The sequence below is a fragment of the Pseudomonas sp. P4_C4 genome, from assembly GCF_056402055.1.
Window position 1 is genome coordinate 48044 of the sequence record NZ_JBFUID010000035.1, and the last position, 19482, is coordinate 67525.

19 protein-coding genes are annotated in these 19482 nt (G+C 59.7%); 10 read left to right on the forward strand and 9 right to left on the reverse strand.

Features of this window, described 5'->3' with window-relative positions:
- Positions 1 to 367 precede the first annotated feature (367 nt).
- Both AC1DXW_RS18935 and AC1DXW_RS18940 read left to right on the forward strand, forming a co-directional pair.
- Positions 368 to 529 (forward strand): hypothetical protein, encoded by a 162-nt coding sequence (locus AC1DXW_RS18935; RefSeq protein WP_414873507.1) that lies wholly within the window; start codon positions 368 to 370, stop codon positions 527 to 529.
- A 53-nt stretch (positions 530 to 582) separates the two neighbouring features.
- Positions 583 to 1173 (forward strand): helix-turn-helix domain-containing protein, encoded by a 591-nt coding sequence (locus AC1DXW_RS18940; RefSeq protein ID WP_477756039.1) that lies wholly within the window; start codon positions 583 to 585, stop codon positions 1171 to 1173.
- A gap of 690 nt (positions 1174 to 1863) precedes the next feature.
- On the opposite strand, the gene AC1DXW_RS18945 is transcribed toward AC1DXW_RS18940, so the two are convergent.
- The 7 genes from AC1DXW_RS18945 to AC1DXW_RS18975 all read right to left on the reverse strand — a co-directional run bounded on the left by AC1DXW_RS18945 (position 1864) and on the right by AC1DXW_RS18975 (position 7535).
- The gene (locus tag AC1DXW_RS18945) at positions 1864 to 2364 is read right to left on the reverse strand and encodes a hypothetical protein (RefSeq protein ID WP_477755664.1); all 501 of its coding nucleotides are present in this window, start codon (positions 2362 to 2364) and stop codon (positions 1864 to 1866) included.
- A 348-nt stretch (positions 2365 to 2712) separates the two neighbouring features.
- Entirely contained in the window at positions 2713 to 3114 is a 402-nt protein-coding gene (locus tag AC1DXW_RS18950; RefSeq protein ID WP_477755663.1) for an ExbD/TolR family protein, read from the reverse strand.
- Position 3115: 1 nt separating this feature from the next.
- Positions 3116 to 3838 (reverse strand): MotA/TolQ/ExbB proton channel family protein, encoded by a 723-nt coding sequence (locus tag AC1DXW_RS18955; RefSeq protein ID WP_477755662.1) that lies wholly within the window; start codon positions 3836 to 3838, stop codon positions 3116 to 3118.
- A gap of 86 nt (positions 3839 to 3924) precedes the next feature.
- The gene (locus tag AC1DXW_RS18960) at positions 3925 to 4737 is read right to left on the reverse strand and encodes an energy transducer TonB (RefSeq protein ID WP_477755661.1); all 813 of its coding nucleotides are present in this window, start codon (positions 4735 to 4737) and stop codon (positions 3925 to 3927) included.
- A 48-nt stretch (positions 4738 to 4785) separates the two neighbouring features.
- Complete coding sequence (locus tag AC1DXW_RS18965) at positions 4786 to 5811, reverse strand: ABC transporter substrate-binding protein (protein ID WP_477760316.1); 1026 nt, start codon at positions 5809 to 5811, stop codon at positions 4786 to 4788.
- A 37-nt stretch (positions 5812 to 5848) separates the two neighbouring features.
- Complete coding sequence (locus tag AC1DXW_RS18970; protein WP_477755659.1) at positions 5849 to 6649, reverse strand: ABC transporter ATP-binding protein; 801 nt, start codon at positions 6647 to 6649, stop codon at positions 5849 to 5851.
- A 1-nt stretch (position 6650) separates the two neighbouring features.
- Positions 6651 to 7535 (reverse strand): ABC transporter permease, encoded by an 885-nt coding sequence (locus AC1DXW_RS18975; protein WP_477755658.1) that lies wholly within the window; start codon positions 7533 to 7535, stop codon positions 6651 to 6653.
- Positions 7536 to 7907: 372 nt separating this feature from the next.
- On the opposite strand from AC1DXW_RS18975, the gene AC1DXW_RS18980 reads away from it, so the two are divergent.
- Positions 7908 to 8996, forward strand: a complete 1089-nt coding sequence (locus AC1DXW_RS18980; protein WP_477755657.1) for an LLM class flavin-dependent oxidoreductase — start codon at positions 7908 to 7910, stop codon at positions 8994 to 8996.
- A 296-nt stretch (positions 8997 to 9292) separates the two neighbouring features.
- Here the strand turns inward: AC1DXW_RS18980 and AC1DXW_RS18985 are convergent, their stop codons facing one another.
- Together AC1DXW_RS18985 and AC1DXW_RS18990 are read right to left on the reverse strand one after the other, a co-directional pair.
- Positions 9293 to 10087: a class II aldolase/adducin family protein gene (locus AC1DXW_RS18985; RefSeq protein ID WP_477760317.1), complete on the reverse strand. Its 795-nt coding sequence runs from the start codon at positions 10085 to 10087 to the stop codon at positions 9293 to 9295.
- 123 nt (positions 10088 to 10210) lie between these two features.
- Entirely contained in the window at positions 10211 to 11116 is a 906-nt protein-coding gene (locus AC1DXW_RS18990; protein WP_477756364.1) for a LysR family transcriptional regulator, read from the reverse strand.
- A 231-nt stretch (positions 11117 to 11347) separates the two neighbouring features.
- On the opposite strand from AC1DXW_RS18990, the gene AC1DXW_RS18995 reads away from it, so the two are divergent.
- From AC1DXW_RS18995 to AC1DXW_RS19025, 7 genes are all read left to right on the forward strand, one after another.
- Entirely contained in the window at positions 11348 to 11956 is a 609-nt protein-coding gene (locus AC1DXW_RS18995) for a cysteine dioxygenase family protein (protein ID WP_477756365.1), read from the forward strand.
- Positions 11953 to 13536, forward strand: a complete 1584-nt coding sequence (locus AC1DXW_RS19000; protein ID WP_477756366.1) for a rhodanese-related sulfurtransferase — start codon at positions 11953 to 11955, stop codon at positions 13534 to 13536. Before AC1DXW_RS18995 ends, AC1DXW_RS19000 begins: the two co-directional genes overlap by 4 nt.
- A 273-nt stretch (positions 13537 to 13809) precedes the next feature.
- Positions 13810 to 14778 (forward strand): ABC transporter substrate-binding protein, encoded by a 969-nt coding sequence (locus AC1DXW_RS19005; protein WP_477760318.1) that lies wholly within the window; start codon positions 13810 to 13812, stop codon positions 14776 to 14778.
- A gap of 27 nt (positions 14779 to 14805) precedes the next feature.
- A complete protein-coding gene (locus tag AC1DXW_RS19010) occupies positions 14806 to 16158 on the forward strand; it encodes an LLM class flavin-dependent oxidoreductase (protein WP_477754372.1) in 1353 nt (450 codons plus the stop codon).
- 66 nt (positions 16159 to 16224) lie between these two features.
- Positions 16225 to 17235 carry an ABC transporter substrate-binding protein gene (locus AC1DXW_RS19015; protein ID WP_477754373.1) on the forward strand — a complete coding sequence of 337 codons (1011 nt, stop codon included), beginning with the start codon at positions 16225 to 16227 and terminating at the stop codon, positions 17233 to 17235.
- Positions 17236 to 17271: 36 nt separating this feature from the next.
- Positions 17272 to 18471 carry an acyl-CoA dehydrogenase family protein gene (locus AC1DXW_RS19020; RefSeq protein ID WP_477754374.1) on the forward strand — a complete coding sequence of 400 codons (1200 nt, stop codon included), beginning with the start codon at positions 17272 to 17274 and terminating at the stop codon, positions 18469 to 18471.
- Positions 18468 to 19427 (forward strand): D-isomer specific 2-hydroxyacid dehydrogenase family protein, encoded by a 960-nt coding sequence (locus AC1DXW_RS19025; RefSeq protein WP_477754375.1) that lies wholly within the window; start codon positions 18468 to 18470, stop codon positions 19425 to 19427. The genes AC1DXW_RS19020 and AC1DXW_RS19025 overlap by 4 nt, the downstream gene beginning before the upstream one ends.
- The last annotated feature ends 55 nt before the right edge of the window (positions 19428 to 19482 follow it).

Below are 19482 nucleotides of genomic sequence, written 5' to 3' on the forward strand. Positions count from 1 at the left end.
TTTGGTGACGTTTCGCAGCTCGAGGACAACATCATCCTCATTGGCTTGATCGTCGCAGGGTTTCGGAAGTCGTGGAGCAGACTCGGGCCGGGCAGTCGCAAAAGAGGATTGAATGATAGTCACAGGAGCTCCCGGCACACTTTCTAAGGTCTATAAAGCTAATAGATCTTAAAAAGCACAAACAAATATCTTTTTGGAATTAGCTTAAGCTGCTCCGTTCCGTCCCTTGGGTCAGACCTCGGTCCAATTGCTTGAATTTAAAATAACCAAAAAGAATTAATAAATAAAAAATCAGTATTTATAGTTATATAACTATCCGGGTACTCTTCAGTTCATCCCGTCATTTACCTTCACAGTGAAGTGCCCCATGAATCCGACAGCCAACGTCATCGACTTCGCCAGCTACCGCAAACGCAAACAGGCTCAGCAACGGGCGCGGGCCATGTGGGAAATGTACGCACGCAATGCAGGTTTGCAGGCCGCTCAGTGGGTGCAAGCCGCTAAAGCCAGCGAGACGCGTCACGCGTGAATGCGCAAGAACCCTCGCGCTTTCTGGCGAGCGCCGACGAACCCGTGCTGAATTTGAACAACCAGGAGCCGTTGGAAGAAGACCCGATCTGCGAACGGGTCGCACAGAACTTGCAACGCCTGCGGGGCAAGCGTCATCTTTCCCTTGACGCCCTGGCCCGGCAGTGTGGTGTGAGCCGGGCGATGCTGGCGCAGATCGAGTCCGGGCGCAGCGTGCCGTCCATCAAGGTGCTGTGCAAAATCGCCAAGGGCTTGAAGGTGTCGGTGGCCGCCTTTCTGGAGCATCGGGCCTTCGAAGGGGTGGCGGTGCTGGCGGCCAGCCAGAGCAAACGCCTGGTCAGTGCCAGCGGCGCCTTTGTCAGCCGCGCGCTGTTTCCGTTCGACGTGGCGCGCCAATCGGAGTTTTACGAACTGCGCCTGAGCCCGTTGGGAGTGGATCAGTCCGAAGGGCATGGCCCGGGCGTGCAGGAAAACCTGGTGGTGGCTCAGGGTGTGCTGGAGATCAGCGTCAACGACGAGCGCTACCTGCTCTCCACCGGCGACTCGATCCTGTTCTATGCGGACCAGCCCCACCGCTACCGCAACCCGGCCGACAGTGAGGCGGTGGCGTATCTAGTGGTGACTTACCCGGAACGCCTGGACTGAAAAGCAGACATTAAAAAGGTTCTTCACGGAATCCCGGGGAACACATATAACGAAATATCTGTAGGGGCTGCCGAAGGTTCGGGCCGCGTTCTGACGATCTTTTTGATCTTAATCTTCAGYAATCTCCAGATCGCAAAAGCAAGATCAAAAGATCGTCCGAACGCGGCCCGAACCTCCGGCAGCTCCTACAGGGGAACGCGTGCACCACCAAACAACGAGGTCGAGCGCTAGCTCGCCTCGCGGTGCTGTTGCGGTGCACGCCCCCTCGTGAGGCCGAGCGCAGGTTCTGCGCAGTGGGCAACCCGGCATGGATGCCGGGTTAGCCGCGCACGGCCATGGATGGCCGATCGCGGCGGGCCCTGTAGGAGCGAGCTTGCTCGCGAAAAACCTGAGAGCACCGCGGGGTGTCAGGCTCCCCGCGTCATCGTTGACCTCCATCGCGAGCAAGCTCGCTCCTACAGGCTYTTCCAAGTGACCCGCCGTMAGGGCGGAACCCTAAGTGGCCGTTACCGCAGCAATGAATATGTACACCAGGAAGAAAATGCTCGGCCGTCAGTTGCCATCGCTGGCAAGTCGGATCGCCGCACCGCAGCTTCTATAGGTATCGATGTTCCCCGGGATTCCGTGAAGAACCATTAAAAAGCCCGGCAGGGTTAACCTGCCGGGCTTTTTAATGTCTGATGCCAAGGATCAGCAGGTGCAGCACATCAGCGGCATGCCATTGCAGCTCATCATCATCGGCATGCTGCAGTCGTTCATCATTTTCATCATCAGGGCGCAGCAGCTTTTCATCATGTCCATGTCCATGCCTGCCATCGGCATGATTTTGCACATCATGCAGTCATCCATCATGGTGCACTCCATCACGCACTTCATCGATGGCATCGGCATGCCCATCATCGGCATTGGCATCATCATGTTCATCATCGGCATGGCCATGCTCGCCGGGGACATGCACATCATGCTCATGTTGCCGCAATGCATCATCATCGGCATGCCGCAGTTCATCATCATCTGCATCATTTCGGCGCTGTTCTTGAACATCGCCATGTCCATGCCAGCGGCCGGCATCATCTTGCACATCATGCCGTCGTCCATCATGTTGCAGGTCATGGTCGCCATCATCATCGGCATGCCCATCATCGGCATGTTGGTGTTCATTGGCATTTGCATCTGCATGGCGTTCATCATGGTGTTGTTCCCCGGAGGATTTGAGAGTTGGACGAAGCTGATGGAGGGGATTCTAAGGATTGGCGGATGGCCGGCAAGAGGGTGATCCAGCAGCAAAAACGGACGTCGGAGCCAGATTAATGAAGTACCAGGGGGAGTTACGACTGTTTTAGCAGCCGCTTAATTGCCATTGCAGATTTCTTTAAAGCCATCACGCCGTTTCATCGGCTTTGGATATGCAACTTAAATCTTTTTACATAACTGAAAGAAATAAACGATCTAACCAGTGTCGACTTGTTTTTCTTCTCCGCCGGGAGACGGACCAAACGCCCCCCCATCATGTAAAAACTCGAGAGACTTCAACGTTTCTTACTTCGCCGTAATCACCGACAGCCTGGTAATCCCCGCCCGTTCGATCGAAGCCATCGCCCGCGCCACTTCGCCATAATTCACCCCGTTGTCGGCTTGCAATTGCACGCGCACGTCAGAGTTTTTCGCCTTGGCGGCCTGCAGGTTGAACTCGAGCAAATCAGGCTGGATTTCGTCTTTGTTGATGAACACCTTGCCCTTGTCGTCGATGCTCACCACCAGCGGATCTTTCTGCTCCACCGGCGCCACCGCTTCGGTCTTCGGCAGGTTGATCGGAATCGAGTTGGTCAGCAGCGGCGCAGTGACGATGAACACCACCAGCAGCACCAACATGACGTCCACCAGGGGTGTGACGTTGATCTCGCTGAGCACTTCATCGCTGTCTTGTGTGGAGAATGCCATTTCAGGAGGCCTCCTTGACTTTCTGAGCGGCGACGGTGGCGCCGGACTTGCTCAATACCGGGTGCAACAGCACACGGAACGAATGCTTCTGCGCCAGGCTGTAGAAGTCGTGGGCAAAGTCGTCGAGGTCGGCGGCAGTCAGTTTCAGGCGACGCAGAAAGTAGTTGTAAACCAGCACCGCCGGTACGGCGACGGCGATGCCGACGCCAGTGGCGACCAGTGCCGCACCAATCGGCCCGGCCACGGTTTCCAGGCTCGCCGAGCCCGCCGCACTGATGCCTTTGAGCGCCGACATGATTCCCCACACAGTCCCGAACAGTCCGATAAAGGGCGACGTGCTGCCAATGCTGGCGAGGATGGCCAGGCCGCTTTCCAGCGAGCGCCGCTCACGCACGATCTGCTGACGCAAGGCGCGCTCGAGACGGTCCTGGTGGTTGATCGACTGACTGAGATCGGTGTTCTGGTTGTCGCTCACCTGAATCGCTGCATAACCGGCCAGTGCCACACGGGCTGCCGCTCCAGGCTGGTCATGGGATAGTTCGGCGGCCGAATCCAGGCTGGAAGCGGCCCAGAATTGTTTATGGAACTTGCGGTCTTGCGTCTTCAGGCGGGTGAACTGCAAACCCTTGAGCAAGGCCAGGCCCCAGGTCGCGACGGAAAAGAGGATCAGCAGCCAGATGACGGCGTGTTCGATGGATTCGAAAGGGGATGCGATCAGGTTCATGGTCAGGCTCTCCAGCAAGGCATTGGATCGGTTGTAGCGATGCGCCTTGTGTCAGGTAGCCCGCGGTGTAATTCAGAAGGGTTGAGTCACTTGATTTTGAAGTCGATCGGCACGCTGACCCAGCCGTCCTGGGCGACATCGCCCTGTTTGGCCGGCACGAAACTCCAGCGCTTTACCGCTGCCAGCGCCGCGTCATCGAGTTGATCGCGGCCACTGCTTTTCTGGATCTGGATTTCACCCGGTTTGCCGCTGGCCAATACATGTACCCGGAGCAACACCGTGCCTTCCCAGCCACGACGCATCGCCAGCGACGGATACTCCGGTGCCGGATTGCGCAAGTAAGCAGCGCTGGCCGAGGCCGGCGTCACCGGTTTCGGTGCAGGCGGTGCAGCAGGAGCTGGCGCGGCGACCGGTTGTAGTGGCGCAGGCGGCGCCGGTGGCTGCTCCACAGGTTTTGCCACGGGTTTAGGTACAGGTTTGACCACCGGTTTTGGTTTGGGGACCGGTTTGGGTGGCGGTGGTTTCACGGCCAGTTCATCTTCCACCGGCGGTGGCGGTTCGACCACCGGCTGCGGGATCGGCTCGGGCGGCGGCGGTACCACCACCGGTGGTGCCGGTTGCGAGAACTCGATGGTCATCGGTGGAATCTGCGGCGGCACCACGGGCAGTTGAGGCGCAGGTGCCTGGTTGATCCAGACAATGACCGCACCATGCAACACCAGCGCGAGCACACCCAACAAGACCACTTCGCGACGACTCAACACGCGCTTGGGCGTGCTGTGCAGCCGCGACAACGCCAGGGGTTCGCGAAAAACCCGACCGATGTCGAGAAGTTCACCGCCGGGTAGCGGGTGTCGGAACACCTCTAGGGCACTGGCGGCGCTCTGGACATTGCCCATTGATAGACTCCTGTAATTCATCAAATTGAACACGCGCCGCGACCCGGACTACCGCGCCGTCTCTGACTGCGTCACCGTCAACGGTGCCGCGGAAAACACCGCAGTGTCCGTGAGCTTCTCCACGTCGACGCGATGGGGAAAGATGTTCTTTTCCACGAACAAATCATCGACTTGCTGCAAGGCCTGGACATCCCGCGACTCGACCGGCAACAGCGACTCGTCGCCCCAGCTGCGCAGGCGTTGCGAGACATCCAGCGGTATGTCGTTGACCTTGGCGAAGACCCGGGCGTACTCGTCAGGGTTCTGCCGGGCCCACTCGAACGCCTTGGCGAAACGCTGCAGCACGTCACTGAGCGCCTTGCGCTTGAGCGGGTCGGTGAGGACTTCATCCGAGGCGGTAATGAAGGTCAGCCCGGTGTTGATGCCCTCGCCGCTGATCAGCACTCGAGCACCCTGCTGCTCGGCAAACGCCTGATAGATACCGAACGTGGCCCAGGCTTCGATCTTGCCGGCGTTGAAGGCTGCCAGGGCGTCGGTCGGCATGACGAACCCGATGTTGACGTCTTTCTCGTCGACCCCGGCATTGGCCAGCGCACGAATCAACAGGTACTGGGAAATGCTGCCTCGGGCCGAAGACACCACAACGTTTCGGCCTTTCAGATCCGCCACGCCATGAATGGCCGAATCGGCGGGTACCAGGATCGCAATCCCTCTTGATTGACTGCGCCGAACGGCGACGATGCGCAACGGTGTCCCGCCGGTGGCGGCCGCAAGCACCGGAGTATCACCGGCTGGGGCCAGATCGACGGCGCCGGCGCGCAGGGCTTCGAACAAGGGCGCCGCGCCCTGGAAGTTCGCCCACTCGACCTTGTAGTCGATGCCCTCCAGCGCGTTCGCTGCCTCGACCACGGTGCGCAAGCCTTTGGCTTGATCGCCCAGCACCAGCGTCACACCGGACAAGTCAGACTGAACAGCGGATGCCGTTTTGTTGTCGACCGTTTCACCGCAACCGCTGAGCAGCAGTGCGGCTCCCGAGAGCAACACCGCTGCAGATTTCCATACGCGTAACGACATGGCGGACCTTCCCTGATTCAAAAGACTGGAAGCGAAATCAGCCATGGGCGAAACGCCGGACCGAAGTGTTGGGTGCCCGGCGCTCAGCGACGGCAACGGCTTCCACTTCAACCCCCAACAGACCCAGCAACCGCGCGCGGATGGCCTGAAAACCTTCCTGGCCGGAGTCTCGGGCCCGGGGCAGATCGATGGTCAATTGGTCGGCGATCTTGCCATTGGCCAGCACGATGACCCGGTCAGCCAACAGGATGGCTTCATCCACATCGTGGGTCACCAGCAACACCGCCGGCGTGTGTTTACGCCACAACTCGATGATCAGCCGATGCATGCGAATCCGGGTCAACGCATCGAGTGCAGCGAACGGTTCATCCAGCAGCAACAGTTTGGGTTCGCGGACCAAACCACGGGCCAGCGCCACGCGTTGCGCTTCACCGCCGGAGAGCGTGGCCGGATAGGCTTCGAGCCGATGAGCCAGCCCCACTTCGGTCAGGGCCTGTACCGCGCGCGCCTTGGCGTCCGGGATATGCAGGCCGAGAATCACGTTCTTCCAGGCGCGCTTCCAGGGCATCAGACGAGGTTCCTGAAACACCGCCGCCCTCGCCTTCGGCACCAGCAATTGACCACTGTCGATACTGTCGAGCCCGGCCAGGCTGCGCAGCAAAGTGGTCTTGCCCGAACCGCTGGCCCCCAGCAACGCGACGAATTCGCCGGGAGCGATATCCAGATCCAGGCCATCGATGACCCGTTGCTGGCCAAACTGGCGCACCACATTGCGCAGTTGTACCGGTGCTGCCGAATGTATTGCTTTGGACGCGTCCAGAAGATCGATGCTCGACATATCAATTCCTCACAAAAGTTGGGCGCCAGGCCAGGGCGAAACGCTCCAGCGTGCGGATCAGTCCGTCGATCAACAGACCGAGGACGCTGTAAATCAGCAGGCAAATGACGATCACATCGGTGCGCATGAAATCCCGTGCATCACTGGCCAGGAAACCGATGCCGGCGGTGGTATTGATTTGTTCGACGAACACCAGCGCCAACCAGGAAATCCCCAGTGAGTAGCGCAGGCCGACAAAGAATGAGGGCAAGGAACCCGGCAGAATCACGTGCCAGATCAACTCGCGGCGGCTCAGGCCCAGGGTGTTGGCGGCCTCGATCAGTTTGGGGTCGATATTGCGAATCCCGGCGAACAGGTTCAGGTACACCGGGAACGTCGTACCGGTCACGATCAGCGCAATCTTGGTGAATTCGCCGATGCCGAACCAGAGGATAAACAGCGGTACCAGCGCCAGCGAAGGAATGGTGCGCAGCATTTGCAACGGTGAATCGAGTATCACCTCGCCGCGCTTGGACAGCCCGCTGATCAGGGCCGCAACCACACCAATACTGACGCCGATACTCAAGCCCACCAGCGCCCGTTGCAGTGACACCAGCAAGTGCTTGCCCAGTTCGCCGGACGCGATCATGGCCCAGAGTGTGCCGCCGATCTGCGAGGGCGCCGCGATGACACGCTGCGGAATCAGCCCCGCTTGCGACGCCAGTTCCCATAACAGCAACAGCGCGATCGGGCTGAGCAAACGCAGCAACACTTCAGGTGTCCGCCAGTTGCGCAGCCAATTGGGGAGCAGCCTCGACGCGCCCTGCAACTCACCTGTGTGGCGAGCAGCCTTGGTGACGGAAAACGAGCTGCTGGCGCTCGATGTATCGAAGGTCTTTTCAGTCATCAGGCTTCCTTCCTCATAAAGAACATGGCCAGAGGTGCCATGCGTCAGCTTCGGTTTTCATGCTATTCGCATAAAAAACCTCAGTGAAATTCTTTTTGGGAATAACCTAATATGATTAAAAATCAGATAGAAGACCAACCTGATAAATTGTTTGCATGATAAGTGCAGCCGCTGCGGGCTGCATGGAAGGCGCCGCTTAAAATGCGCATTACTCATACAAGACAATTTAAGTCATTCATTATTTTAATAATTAACTTAGAACCAAACGGCATTTCACAGCCACAGCCGCTACGCCTATTTTTGGCCCTACAGACCGACCCCAATGCCAGGTGGAGGCTTGAATCACACCTATTCAATGAAAAGGAACTCCCCATGACGATTGAATTCATCGGCTACATCGGCGGTCACCAATCTTCGGAAATCCACCCTCGCAGCGGTCCTGTCCTGCAGCCCGACTATGTGGAAACAGTGGCACGCGCCCATGACGAGGCCGGGTTCGACCGTGCCCTGATAGCCTTCCACTCCAACAGCCCGGACAGCACGCTGATTGCCTCGCACGCCGCCAGCGTGACGAAAAACCTCAAGTTCCTGATTGCCCATCGACCGGGTTTTGCCGCGCCGACCCTGGCCGCACGACAGTTCACCACCCTCGACGTCTTCAATGGCGGGCGCACCGCCGTCCACATCATCACCGGCGGCGATGATCGCGAACTGCGCGCCGATGGCAGCCACATCGACAAGGACGAGCGCTACGCGCGCACTGATGAATACCTCAGTGTGTTGCGCCAGGAATGGACCAGCGAAAAGCCTTTCGACCATGAGGGCAAGTATTACCAGGTCGAGGGTGCGCACTCCGCTGTGAAGTCACCGCAACTGCCGCACATTCCGTTGTATTTCGGCGGTTCATCGACGGCGGCCATCGAAGTCGCGGGCAAGCATGCGGACGTGTATGCGCTGTGGGGCGAAACCTACGAACAAGTGCGCGACGTGGTGAAGCAAGTGCGCGCCGAGGCCGCCAAACACGGTCGCAGCATTCGCTTCAGTTTGTCGCTGCGCCCGATTCTGGCAGACACCGAGGACCAGGCCTGGGAACGCGCCGAGCGCATCCTGCAACAGGCCACCGCGCTGGCCGAACAGAACGGATTTGTGCGCCGCGAACCACCCAACGAGGGCTCTCGCCGACTGCTCGCCGCTGCCGCCCAAGGCGCACGCCTGGACAAGCGACTGTGGACCGGCATCGCCGGGCTGCTGGGCGCACAAGGCAACTCGACCTCACTGGTCGGCACTCCAGAACAAGTGGCCGAAGCCTTGCTCGACTACTACGACCTGGGCATCACCACGTTCCTCATTCGTGGCTTCGATCCGCTTGAAGACGCCATCGACTACGGCAAGCGCCTGATCCCGCTGACCCGCAAACTGGTGGCAGAGCGTGAGCGGCAAAACGCAGAAAAAGTCGCTTAACCGCGATGAATAACCAATGTGGGAGCGAGCTTGCTCGCGATGAGGCCGGCACTTCCAACATCTACTTCGCCTGACACACCGCTATCGCGATCAGGCTCGCTCCTACAAGGTTATTGGGCGTTTCCAGGATTTGTGTCCGGCTGCAATCCCCTGTGGGAGCGAGCCTGCTCGCGATGAGGCCGGCACATCCGACATCTACTTCGCCTGACACACCGATATCGCGAGCAAGCTCGCTCCCACATTTGCTCCGGGTGTCCACAAGGGCTGTGTTCACCACGGAGTACTGTGGGAGAGGCTCAGTTTTTGTAGTCGCTGTCGCTACGCTCCAACTGACGGATCAGTGCATCCCAGTGCCGCGCCACGCCCGGTCCTTCACCGCTCTTGAACACCTCAGCCTGTTTCTCGACCTTGGCCACCACTTCGGCTGGCGGGAAGATCAACTCGACGTTACCAGCAGCCTGCGCCGCGATCTGGATATTGCAGGCCCGCTCCAGTCCGTGCAGCTGTTGAAACGCATGCTCGACGCTGATGCCCGCAGTGAGCAAGCCGTGATTGCGCAGGATCAACACATTTTTATCACCGAGATCCGCCACCAGACGCTCGCGCTCGTCCAGATCCAGCGCGACGCCTTCGTAACCGTGATAAGCCACCCGCCCGGAAAAACCGATCGAATGCTGGGAGATCGGCAACAACCCGTCGCGCTGCGCGGACACCGCAATGCCGTCGCGCGTATGGGTATGCAGGACTGCTTGCAGGTCCGGACGTGCCGCGTGAATCGCACTGTGAATCACATRACCGGCAGGGTTGATGCCAAGCCCGGTGGGGTCGTCGACGATGGTGCCGTCGATGTCCACCTTGACCAGATTCGAGGCGCTGATTTCGTCGAACAACAACCCGAAGGCATTGATCAGGAAATGTTCGTCCGGCCCCGGCACCCGCGCGGAAAAATGCGTGTAGATGTGGTCGGTCCACTTGAACAGGGCCGCCAGCCGATAGGCCGCAGCCAGTTTTACACGCACTTCCCATTCTTCGGGACTGACCCGTTGGCGAACATTTTTCGAGACGCTGGATAACGGACTGACGCTACTCATGGCAAAACTTCCTGGATGGCCTTAAGGATCTCCAGCCAGCCTATGGGAAGGCAAAAAATAATAAAAAGCACATTTTAATCTAAGCTAATTATTATTTTTTTTTATTATATTCCTGCCCGAGCATCACGCTGCACGCTTGATCTTCTGCAGCGATCCGGCGACCAGTTTGCCAAAGGCATCGACCGGCCCTTGCAGATTGCCCAGGAAATGCGGATAGATCAGCCACAGGTCCATCACCGGCTTGAAGTCCTTGAGCGGCATCACCGCCAACTGTTCGAAATGCGTGCTGCGTTCCAGCAACGGACGCGGCACCAACCCCAGCCCCATGCCGTCGGCGACCAGGCCCAGTTGCAGTTCGGTGCCGAAGGTTTCCAGATTGACACTCAGGGCCAGCCCCTGGTCCGACAAGGTTCGTTGCAGACCGGCACGGAAACCGCAGCCATCGGGATTGAGAATCCAGCCATTCTGGTAAACGTCGGCGAGCTTGCACGGACGCTTGGGCAATTGGGACTTGGCGCACACCACCACCAGTTCCATCTTGCCAATCGACTCGCCGACAATGTTGTCCGGGAAAATCTTGCCGGCCGGGAACAGCGCCGCCGCTGCGTCCAGTTCACCTCGCTCGATCTTTGCAACCAATTGACTACCCCAGCCCGTGGCCACCTGAGCGCGCAGCTCGGGGTATTCGATGCGCAGATGCTTGAGCGCATCGAGCAGCACCACATCGCCAATGGTTTGCGGAACGCCCAGGCGTAACAACCCGGTGGGCGGTGCGTCGGTGGCCACCAGCTCGCGCAGCGCATCCATTTCCCGCAGGATCAAACGGCACTGTTCATACACCCGCGTACCGATCAGCGTGGGCTTGAGCGGTTTGGTGTTGCGATCGAACAACTCCACACCCAACGCCTGCTCGAAGTTCTGCACGCGCCGCGTGATGGCCGGTTGAGTCAGTTGCAGCGACTCGGCGGCATGGCTGATGGACTGGCAACGAATCACTTCGACAAAGGCGTCGATATCATCAATTTTCATTTGGCCCGCACATAGAGAACAGTCAATAAGATGTCTGAAAAGCATAGTTCCATTGTCGAAAGAAGGATAGCCCGCCCCCACGCCGGGCGATCGATCAATAGCGTATGGCGCTATGCGAAAGGGTTATAAATTCCTTTCAGCTATAACCTAATCATTAAACAATCGCATATTGATATAAAACATTATGCTTAAATCAAAGGGTCAACTTTCACAACGAACGATGGAATCGCCATGACCCAGGCCCGACACCCGGAGAGACTCAGAGCATTCATAGGCGCCTTGGCGGAATTGATCGACAGTAACCCTCGCGAGGGTGATCTGTTGCATCGTGGCGGCAAACTACTCGGTCAATTGGTCAGTCATGATGACTGGCTGCCGGAAGATTTCGCCCGACCAGACCCCGAGCGCTATCAACAATACCTGCTGCATGTCGATTCACGGCAGCGGTTCAGTATCGTCAGTTTTGTCTGGGGGCCGGGGCAAAGCACACCGATCCATGACCATCGGGTCTGGGGGCTGATTGGCATGTTGCGCGGCGCGGAGTATTCGCAAGGTTTCCAGCGCAACAGCGACGGTGCCTTGATCACCGACGGTAGCCGCGTGCAACTGCGGCCGGGCCAGGTTGAAGCGGTGTCGCCAAAAATCGGGGACATTCACCAGGTCAGCAACGCCTTTGATGATCAGGTCTCGATCAGCATCCATGTCTACGGTGCCAACATCGGGGCCGTGCCCCGCGCGGTGTACCAGGCCGACGGCAGCGAGAAGCTGTTCATCTCCGGTTATTCCAACGCCTTTCTCCCCAATATCTGGGATCTGTCCAAAGAGAGCCAAGCCCTATGAGCACTGCACTCACCCGCTCCTACGCTGAAATACGCCAGGCCCTGCTGAACCGAGAAGAACTGGCGCTGGTGGATGTGCGCGAAGAAGCGCCCTTCGCCGAATCACACCCGCTGTTCGCGGCCAACATTCCATTGTCGAAACTTGAGCTTGAGGTGTACTCGCGAATTCCAAGGCGCGATACCCAGGTGACCGTCTACGACAATGGTGAAGGGCTGGCGAGCATCGCCGCTCAGCGTCTGCAAGACTTGGGCTACATCAACGTCAGCCTGCTCGAAGGTGGGCTGGACGGTTGGCGCCGCGCCGGTGGCGAGTTGTTCATCGACGTCAATGTGCCGAGCAAAGCCTTCGGCGAACTGGTGGAAAGCCAGCGGCACACGCCCTCCCTGGCGGCGGAAGAAGTCCAGGCACTGCTCGACAGCGAGGCCGACGTGGTGGTGCTCGATGCCCGGCGTTTCGATGAATACCAGACCATGAGCATTCCGACCGGTATCAGCGTACCAGGGGCCGAGCTGGTGCTGCGCGCCCGGGAACTGGCACCGGACCCGGCCACGCGCATCATCGTTAACTGCGCCGGCCGCACCCGCAGCATTATCGGCACTCAATCATTGATCAACTCCGGCATCGCCAACCCGGTTTCGGCCTTGCGCAACGGCACCATCGGCTGGACCCTGGCTGGACAGAAACTGCAGCACGGTCAGTCGCGCCAATTCGCGCCGACCAGCGAAGAGCATCGGCAAATTGCTGCCCGCGATGCCCGTCGCGTCGCCGACAAAGCCCGGGTAGGCCGCGCCACCCTGGCAGACTTGCAACGCTGGCAACAGGAGCCGACCCGCAGCACCTACCTGTTCGACGTGCGCCCCCCGGAAGAATTCGAAGCCGGTCACCTGCCCGCCGCCCGCTCGACACCCGGCGGCCAGTTGGTACAGGAAACCGACCACTTCGCCAGCGTACGCGGTGCGCGCCTGGTGCTGGTCGATGACGATGGCGTGCGCGCCAACATGTCGGCTTCGTGGCTTGCACAACTGGGTTGGCAAGTGCATGTGCTCGATGACGTGCAACCTGCGCACTTCAGCGAAAAAGGAGCATGGCAGGCGCCCGTTCCCGCGCCACCACAGGCCGAGGAAATCAGCCCCGAGACCCTGACCGAATGGCTGACCCATGGCGACATTGTCTTACTGGATTTCACTAGCAGCGCCAACTACGTCAAACGCCATATCCCCGGTGCGTGGTGGGCCTTGCGCGGGCAACTGCGCGAAGCGTTGGCCAAGGTGCCGCCAGCAGAACGCTACGTGCTGACCTGCGGCAGCAGTCAGCTGGCTCGCCTGGCGGTGGCTGAGGTCGAGGCATTGACGGGCAAAGCGGTGTTTCTGCTCAAAGGTGGCACGGCCAGCTGGATCGCCGCGCAACTGCCCCTGGAGGAAGGCGAAACCCGCCTGGCCTCACCGCGTATCGACCGCTATCGCCGTCCTTATGAAGGCACCGACAACCCGCGCGAAGCGATGCAGGCCTACCTGGACTGGGAGTTCGGACTGGTAGACCAGTTGGCCCGGGACGGCACCCATGGATTTTTCGTGATCTGAAGCGCCCCTCGCTTCCTGTGTCCTGTGCAAGGCACAGGAAGCTCTCCTGCTCTACACCTTCCCTTCTTTATTCAAGGCTCGCCTGCGGAATCACGGCCGCATAAAGTATGCATCTCGCATATTATATCTAAACATAATCACTTATTTTTATAATTAACATATAACCAAAAAGAATTTCACACCATTTTTTTATAGGAATAGTGTTAACACCAGACCGACCCCTTCTCCAGGCGGAGGTACCCAATTTAGCAAGATCCACCTGGAGTACGCCGCATGAGCCTTACCCTGCCCTTCAAACGATTGTTGATCGCCGGCGCCCTCACCTTCTGTGCGACCACCCACGCCGCCGACCTTCAGCCATTGCTGGTGGCCAATCAGAAATCCACGGTCAAAGTGCTGCTGGAAGTCTCCGGCGAGCTGAAGAACGTGCCCTACGACATCCAGTTCTCCGAGTTTCCAGCCGCCGCGCCCCTCGGTGAAGCATTGAACGCCGGGGCCGTGGACATCGGTGCCTTGGGCGATGCGCCCTACGTGTTCGCTCTCGGAGCCGGAGCGCCGATCAAGGTGGTCAGCATCGTGCACGCCGAGGGTCGCTACACCACGGCCATCCTCGCGCCCAAGGATTCACCGCTCAACACCGCCAGCGATCTCAAGGGCAAGCGAATCGTCACCACCCGCGGCTCCATCGGCCACTTCCTGGCGATCAAAGCCTTGCGCAATGCCGGCCTGAGCACCCACGACGTGCAGTTCATCTACCTGCTGCCGAGCGAGTCGCGAATCCTGCTGGATAACGGCAGCGCGGACGCCTGGTCGACGTGGGACCCCTACACCACCATTTCCACCACCCAAAGCCAGGCCAAGGTGCTGGTCAGCGGCGAAACCTTGCTGACCAATCATTTGTACTTCGCCGCCACCAGCCAGGCCATCGCCGGCAAACGCCAGCAACTGGACGATTTCGTCGCCCGGGTCGATCGCGCCTACCGCTGGACCAACGCCCATCCCGAGGAATATGCCGCCGCCCAGGCGCGCGTCACCGGCTTGCCGCTGGACGTGCACATCGCCGTGGCAAAGGCCACGCACATGCAACCGGTGCAGATTGACGACCAGGTCATCGGCGGCCTGCAAACCACCGCCGACATCTACCAGGAAGAAGGAATTCTCGGCAAACACATCGACGTTTCCCAAGGTTTCGACAAGAGCTTCAACGCCAGGCGCGCCCCACTCAACCAGGCATCCCGCTAACGATGCGACGGATAAAGGAGTAACACCATGAGCAAACAACGCCAACTGAAACTCGGTGCAATGGTCCATGGCGTCGGTCACGGATGGGGCGAATGGCGCCACCCGCAGGCCCAGCCCAACGCCAGCGTAAACTTTGGTTTCTACAAGCAGCAGACGCATCTGGCCGAGGCGGCCAAGTTCGATTTCGTGTTCATCGCCGACAGCCTGCACATCCACGAGAAATCCAGCCCGCATTACCTCAACCGCTTCGAGCCGTTGACCATTCTCTCGGCCCTGGCGGCCACCACGCACAACATCGGGCTGGTAGCGACCGTCACCGTCAGCTACACCGAACCGTTCCAGGTCGCCCGCCAATTTGCCTCGCTGGACCACATCAGCGGCGGCCGCGCAGGCTGGAACGTGGTGACGTCCTGGCTCAGCGGCACTGCCGATAACTTCGGCAAGACCGAACACCCGCCTCATGCCGTTCGCTACCGCATCGCCAAAGAGCATGTGAATGTGGTCAAGGGCCTGTGGGACTCCTGGGAAGACGATGCGTTCGCCTACAACAAGCAAAGCGGCGAGTTCTTTACCCCCGGCAAGCTGCATGCCCTTGAGCACAAAGGGGAATTTTTCTCGGTAAAAGGCCCGCTCAACATTTCCCGTTCCCGGCAAGGCCAACCGGTGATTTTCCAGGCTGGCACCTCTGAGGCCGGGCGCAATTTCGCCGCGGAAAACTCCGACGCGATTTTCGTCAGCCAGGAAGGCTTCGATGATGCGCACGCCTACTATCAGGACCTGAAAAAACGCGCTGCCGATTTCGGACGCGACCCACAGAAACTGTCGATCCTGCCGGGCATCCGCCCGATCGTTGGCCGCGATGAAGCCGAAGTGGAAAGCCGCTATCAGCAAGCCGTGGAGCTGGTGACGATCGAGGACGCAATCGTCGCCCTCGGCCGGCCCTTCAATGACCACGATTTCAGTCAGTACCCACTGGATGCGCCGTTCCCCGAGCTGGGCGATCTGGGGTCCAACAGCCAGAAAGGCGGATCGGACCGGATCAAGCAACTTGCTCGGGACGAAGGCCTGACCTTGCGTGAAGTCGCCCTGCGCTTCTCAAGGCCACGGCGCGACTTCGTCGGTACTCCCGAGCAGGTTGCCGACGCGATTCAGAAATGGTTCGAGGAAGGGGCGGCAGACGGTTTCATCATCAACTCGTTGTTACCGGACGGCCTGCAGTACTTCACCGAACTGGTCGTGCCGGTCCTGCAACAGCGCGGCCTGTTTCGCGACGAGTACAGCGGCAGCACCCTGCGCGACAACTTCGGTCTGCAAGTGCCTGCCAACCGTCACGCGCAAAACGCCCTCAAGACCCGGGAAGAAAGTGAGGCACTGGCATGAGCGAATCCCTCAACCTGTCGCCGGGGCAAGCCTGCGTCCAACTCGCCATCTGACAAGAGCCTGACCATGACGAAAAAGATCACACAGGGACAGTTCAATCGTCGCGGCTTTCTCACGGCCAGCTCGATCGCCCTCGGTGCGTTGGGGTTGTCCTCACTGGGACTGGCCTCTCGAGCGTTCGCCCAAACGACCAGCCTCTCGGACTTGACCCTGGGCGTCGCCACCTATCGCGGCCAGGATTCGTACTTCACCGATGACGCCGGCACCTCCACGCGCCCGTATAAAGTCGATTACGCGGAATTTGCCGGTGGCAACCTGATCGTCGAGGCACTGGCGTCGGGCAGCCTGGACATTGGTTCAATGAGTGAGATCCCGCCGATCTTCTCGATCCAGAGTCACCGTCAACCGAGACTGATCGCGGTGCTGCAAGGCGACGTGAACAACCAGGTGTTCCTGATTCCCAAGGACTCGACCATCGAATCGGTCGGGCAGTTACGCGGCAAGCGGGTTGGCTACGTGCGCTCCACCACCTCGCACTACTTCCTGATCAAGGCATTGAAGGAACAGGGCCTGACCATGAAGGACATCACCGCGGTGGCGCTCACGCCTCAGGACGGTTTTTCCGCTTTTCAGAGCGGACAGCTCGATGCCTGGGTGATCTACGGCGTGTTCATCCAATTGGCGAAGTTCCGCAGTGGCGCCCGCGTACTGAAAACCGCGCTGGGGTATTTGTCCGGCAACTACCTGATCGCCGCACGCCCTGCCGCGCTGGAAGACCCACTGCGCAAGCAGGCCATTCAGGACTACCTGCAGCGACAAGCGCGCACCCTGGAGTGGATCAACAACAACCCCGAACCCTGGGCCACCAAATCGGCGCAGCTGTTGGGTGTCGATAAAACCGTGTTCCTCGACATGTACAACAACCGCAGCCAGGCCTCGAGAATCATCGAAGTGAACGATCAGGCCATCGCCTCGCAGCAGGAAGTGGCAGACCTGTTTTTCGACGCGGGTGTGTTGAGTGAACGGCTCGATGTCAGCCCACTTTGGGACCGTCAGTTCAAGCTGCTTGCGCTATGAGCCGGCTCTCACCCTTTTTGATCGAGTGAAATCACCATGAGTCTTTCTTCCCAACACCCGCCCGTGCTGCGCTCGGTCGAAGTAGCCAATTTCGAGGCCTTGCTTGAGGGCATCAGCGAACAGCTGAGCGCCACTGCCCATGTTTATGACGAGAGCGGCGCCTTCCCCCATGACAACTTCAAGCTGTTGCATGAGCACGACCTGGTTGCGTTGACCGTGCCCAAAGCCCTGGGCGGTGGCGGCGCGAACCTGGCACAGGCGCGCAAAGCCATCAGTGCAATCGCCAAAGGCGAGCCTTCGACGGCGTTGATCCTGGTGATGCAGTACCTCCAGCACTCGCGCCTGCAAGACAATCGAAACTGGCCCGAAGCGTTGCGTCTGCAAGTGGCGCATGACGCCATCCAGAAGGGTGCGCTGATCAACGCCTTGCGGGTCGAGCCCGATCTCGGCACCCCCGCGCGCGGCGGTCTGCCGGCGACCGTCGCAAGACGCACTTCCGCAGGCTGGCGGATCAGCGGGCGAAAAACCTACTCCACCGGCAGCCATGGCCTGACCTGGTTCAGCGTCTGGGCGCGCAGCAGTGATGAGGACCCGCTGGTCGGTGCCTGGCTGGTGCACAAGGACACGCCGGGCATCAGCATCATCGAGGACTGGGATCATCTGGGCATGCGCGCCACTTGCAGCCATGAGGTGGTATTCGACAACGTACTGGTGCCGCTGGATCACGCGGTCAGCGTCAGCCGCTGGAGCGCGCCGCAACCCGAACTCGATGGCGATGGTTTGCTGTGGATGTCGGTGTTGCTGTCATCGGTCTACGACGGCGTTGCCCAGGCCGCCCGCGACTGGTTGGTGCAATGGCTGGAAACCCGAGCGCCGTCCAACCTCGGCGCAGCGTTGTCGACCCTGCCGCGCTTTCAGGAAACCGTCGGCCACATAGACACTTTGTTGTTCGCCAACCGCAGTTTGCTCGATGCCGCCGCCGAGGGCCACACGCCGGCCAACAACGCGGCACAGCTGAAATACCTGGTGACCGGCAATGCGATTCGTGCCGTCGAGCTGGCCATTGAGGCGTCCGGCAATCCGGGCCTGTCACGTAATAATCCGCTGCAACGGCATTACCGCGACGTGCTGTGCAGCCGCGTCCACACCCCGCAAAACGACGCCATTCTGCAAGGCGTCGGCAAAGCCGTATTCGCCCGGCGCCAGCCCCCATCCCAGTCCAAGGAACACCCATGAGCCAGCTTGTCATCGCCAGCCAACTGGATGAGGACTTCAATGAAGTGATCCGCCAGCGTCTCAGTCAAACCCATCCCGAGGCCCGCGTCATCGGCGTGCCAGCCGGGGTGCCCAGCGACCTGCCGGCGGAAGTCGGCATCCTGCTGGCGCGGCCAATCAATGTGCGTGGCTATCAGGCCCCGGACACACCGCCACCGGGCTGGCCCTATGGACTGCAATGGATTCAAGTGGTGTCGTCGGGCATCGACTTCTACCCGCAATGGCTGTTCAACGGCCCGCCGGTGAGCACCTCGCGGGGCAGCGCCGCCGATAACATCGCCGAGTTCGCCCTGGCCGCAATTTTCGCCGCGGCCAAGCGTCTGCCGGATATCTGGGTGCATGATTCGCAATGGAATTTCACGGCGCTGACCCCGCTCAAGGGCACCACGCTGGGGATTCTCGGCTTTGGCGCCATTGGCCGCAGCCTGGCGACCAAGGCCCACGCCCTGGGCATCAAGGTACTGGCACTGCGTCAGAGTCAGACACCGTTCGAGGTTGAAGGCGTCGAAGCGGCGCGGGACATCCATGAGCTGTTTGCGCGTTCCGATCATCTGGTGCTGGCCGCACCGTTGACCGACGCCACTCGGCATATCGTAGATAGTGCGGTGCTCGCCAGCGCCAAACCTGGCTTGCACCTGATCAACATCGCCCGTGGTGGCCTGCTCGACCATCAAGCGTTGCTGGAAGCGCTCGACACCGGACGCATCGGCCTGGCGTCGCTGGACGTCACCGAACCCGAACCCTTGCCCGACGGTCACCCGCTCTACGTCCATCCGCGGGTGCGCCTGTCACCCCATACCTCGGCGATTTCCAGCAACAGCCGCCATGAAATCGCCGACAGTTTCCTGGGCAATCTCGAGCGGTTTCTCAATGGTCTGGCGTTGGAGAATCAGGCGAACGTGCAACGCGGGTATTGAGTTTCTACCGAACTGACGTCATCGCGGGCAAGCCACGCTCCCACAGGTTTTGCAT

Excerpts from the sequence above, each read along its gene's own strand:
- AC1DXW_RS18935 (WP_414873507.1), top strand. The coding sequence starts at position 368 with ATGAATCCGACAGCCAACGTCATCGACTTCGCCAGCTACCGCAAACGC.
- AC1DXW_RS18945 (WP_477755664.1), bottom strand. The coding sequence starts at position 2,364 with ATGATGAACGCCATGCAGATGCAAATGCCAATGAACACCAACATGCCG.
- AC1DXW_RS18950 (WP_477755663.1), bottom strand. The coding sequence starts at position 3,114 with ATGGCATTCTCCACACAAGACAGCGATGAAGTGCTCAGCGAGATCAAC.
- AC1DXW_RS18955 (WP_477755662.1), bottom strand. The coding sequence starts at position 3,838 with ATGAACCTGATCGCATCCCCTTTCGAATCCATCGAACACGCCGTCATC.
- AC1DXW_RS18960 (WP_477755661.1), bottom strand. The coding sequence starts at position 4,737 with ATGGGCAATGTCCAGAGCGCCGCCAGTGCCCTAGAGGTGTTCCGACAC.
- AC1DXW_RS18965 (WP_477760316.1), bottom strand. The coding sequence starts at position 5,811 with ATGTCGTTACGCGTATGGAAATCTGCAGCGGTGTTGCTCTCGGGAGCC.
- AC1DXW_RS18970 (WP_477755659.1), bottom strand. The coding sequence starts at position 6,649 with ATGTCGAGCATCGATCTTCTGGACGCGTCCAAAGCAATACATTCGGCA.
- AC1DXW_RS18975 (WP_477755658.1), bottom strand. The coding sequence starts at position 7,535 with ATGACTGAAAAGACCTTCGATACATCGAGCGCCAGCAGCTCGTTTTCC.
- AC1DXW_RS18980 (WP_477755657.1), top strand. The coding sequence starts at position 7,908 with ATGACGATTGAATTCATCGGCTACATCGGCGGTCACCAATCTTCGGAA.
- AC1DXW_RS18990 (WP_477756364.1), bottom strand. The coding sequence starts at position 11,116 with ATGAAAATTGATGATATCGACGCCTTTGTCGAAGTGATTCGTTGCCAG.
- AC1DXW_RS18995 (WP_477756365.1), top strand. The coding sequence starts at position 11,348 with ATGACCCAGGCCCGACACCCGGAGAGACTCAGAGCATTCATAGGCGCC.
- AC1DXW_RS19000 (WP_477756366.1), top strand. The coding sequence starts at position 11,953 with ATGAGCACTGCACTCACCCGCTCCTACGCTGAAATACGCCAGGCCCTG.
- AC1DXW_RS19005 (WP_477760318.1), top strand. The coding sequence starts at position 13,810 with ATGAGCCTTACCCTGCCCTTCAAACGATTGTTGATCGCCGGCGCCCTC.
- AC1DXW_RS19010 (WP_477754372.1), top strand. The coding sequence starts at position 14,806 with ATGAGCAAACAACGCCAACTGAAACTCGGTGCAATGGTCCATGGCGTC.
- AC1DXW_RS19015 (WP_477754373.1), top strand. The coding sequence starts at position 16,225 with ATGACGAAAAAGATCACACAGGGACAGTTCAATCGTCGCGGCTTTCTC.
- AC1DXW_RS19020 (WP_477754374.1), top strand. The coding sequence starts at position 17,272 with ATGAGTCTTTCTTCCCAACACCCGCCCGTGCTGCGCTCGGTCGAAGTA.
- AC1DXW_RS19025 (WP_477754375.1), top strand. The coding sequence starts at position 18,468 with ATGAGCCAGCTTGTCATCGCCAGCCAACTGGATGAGGACTTCAATGAA.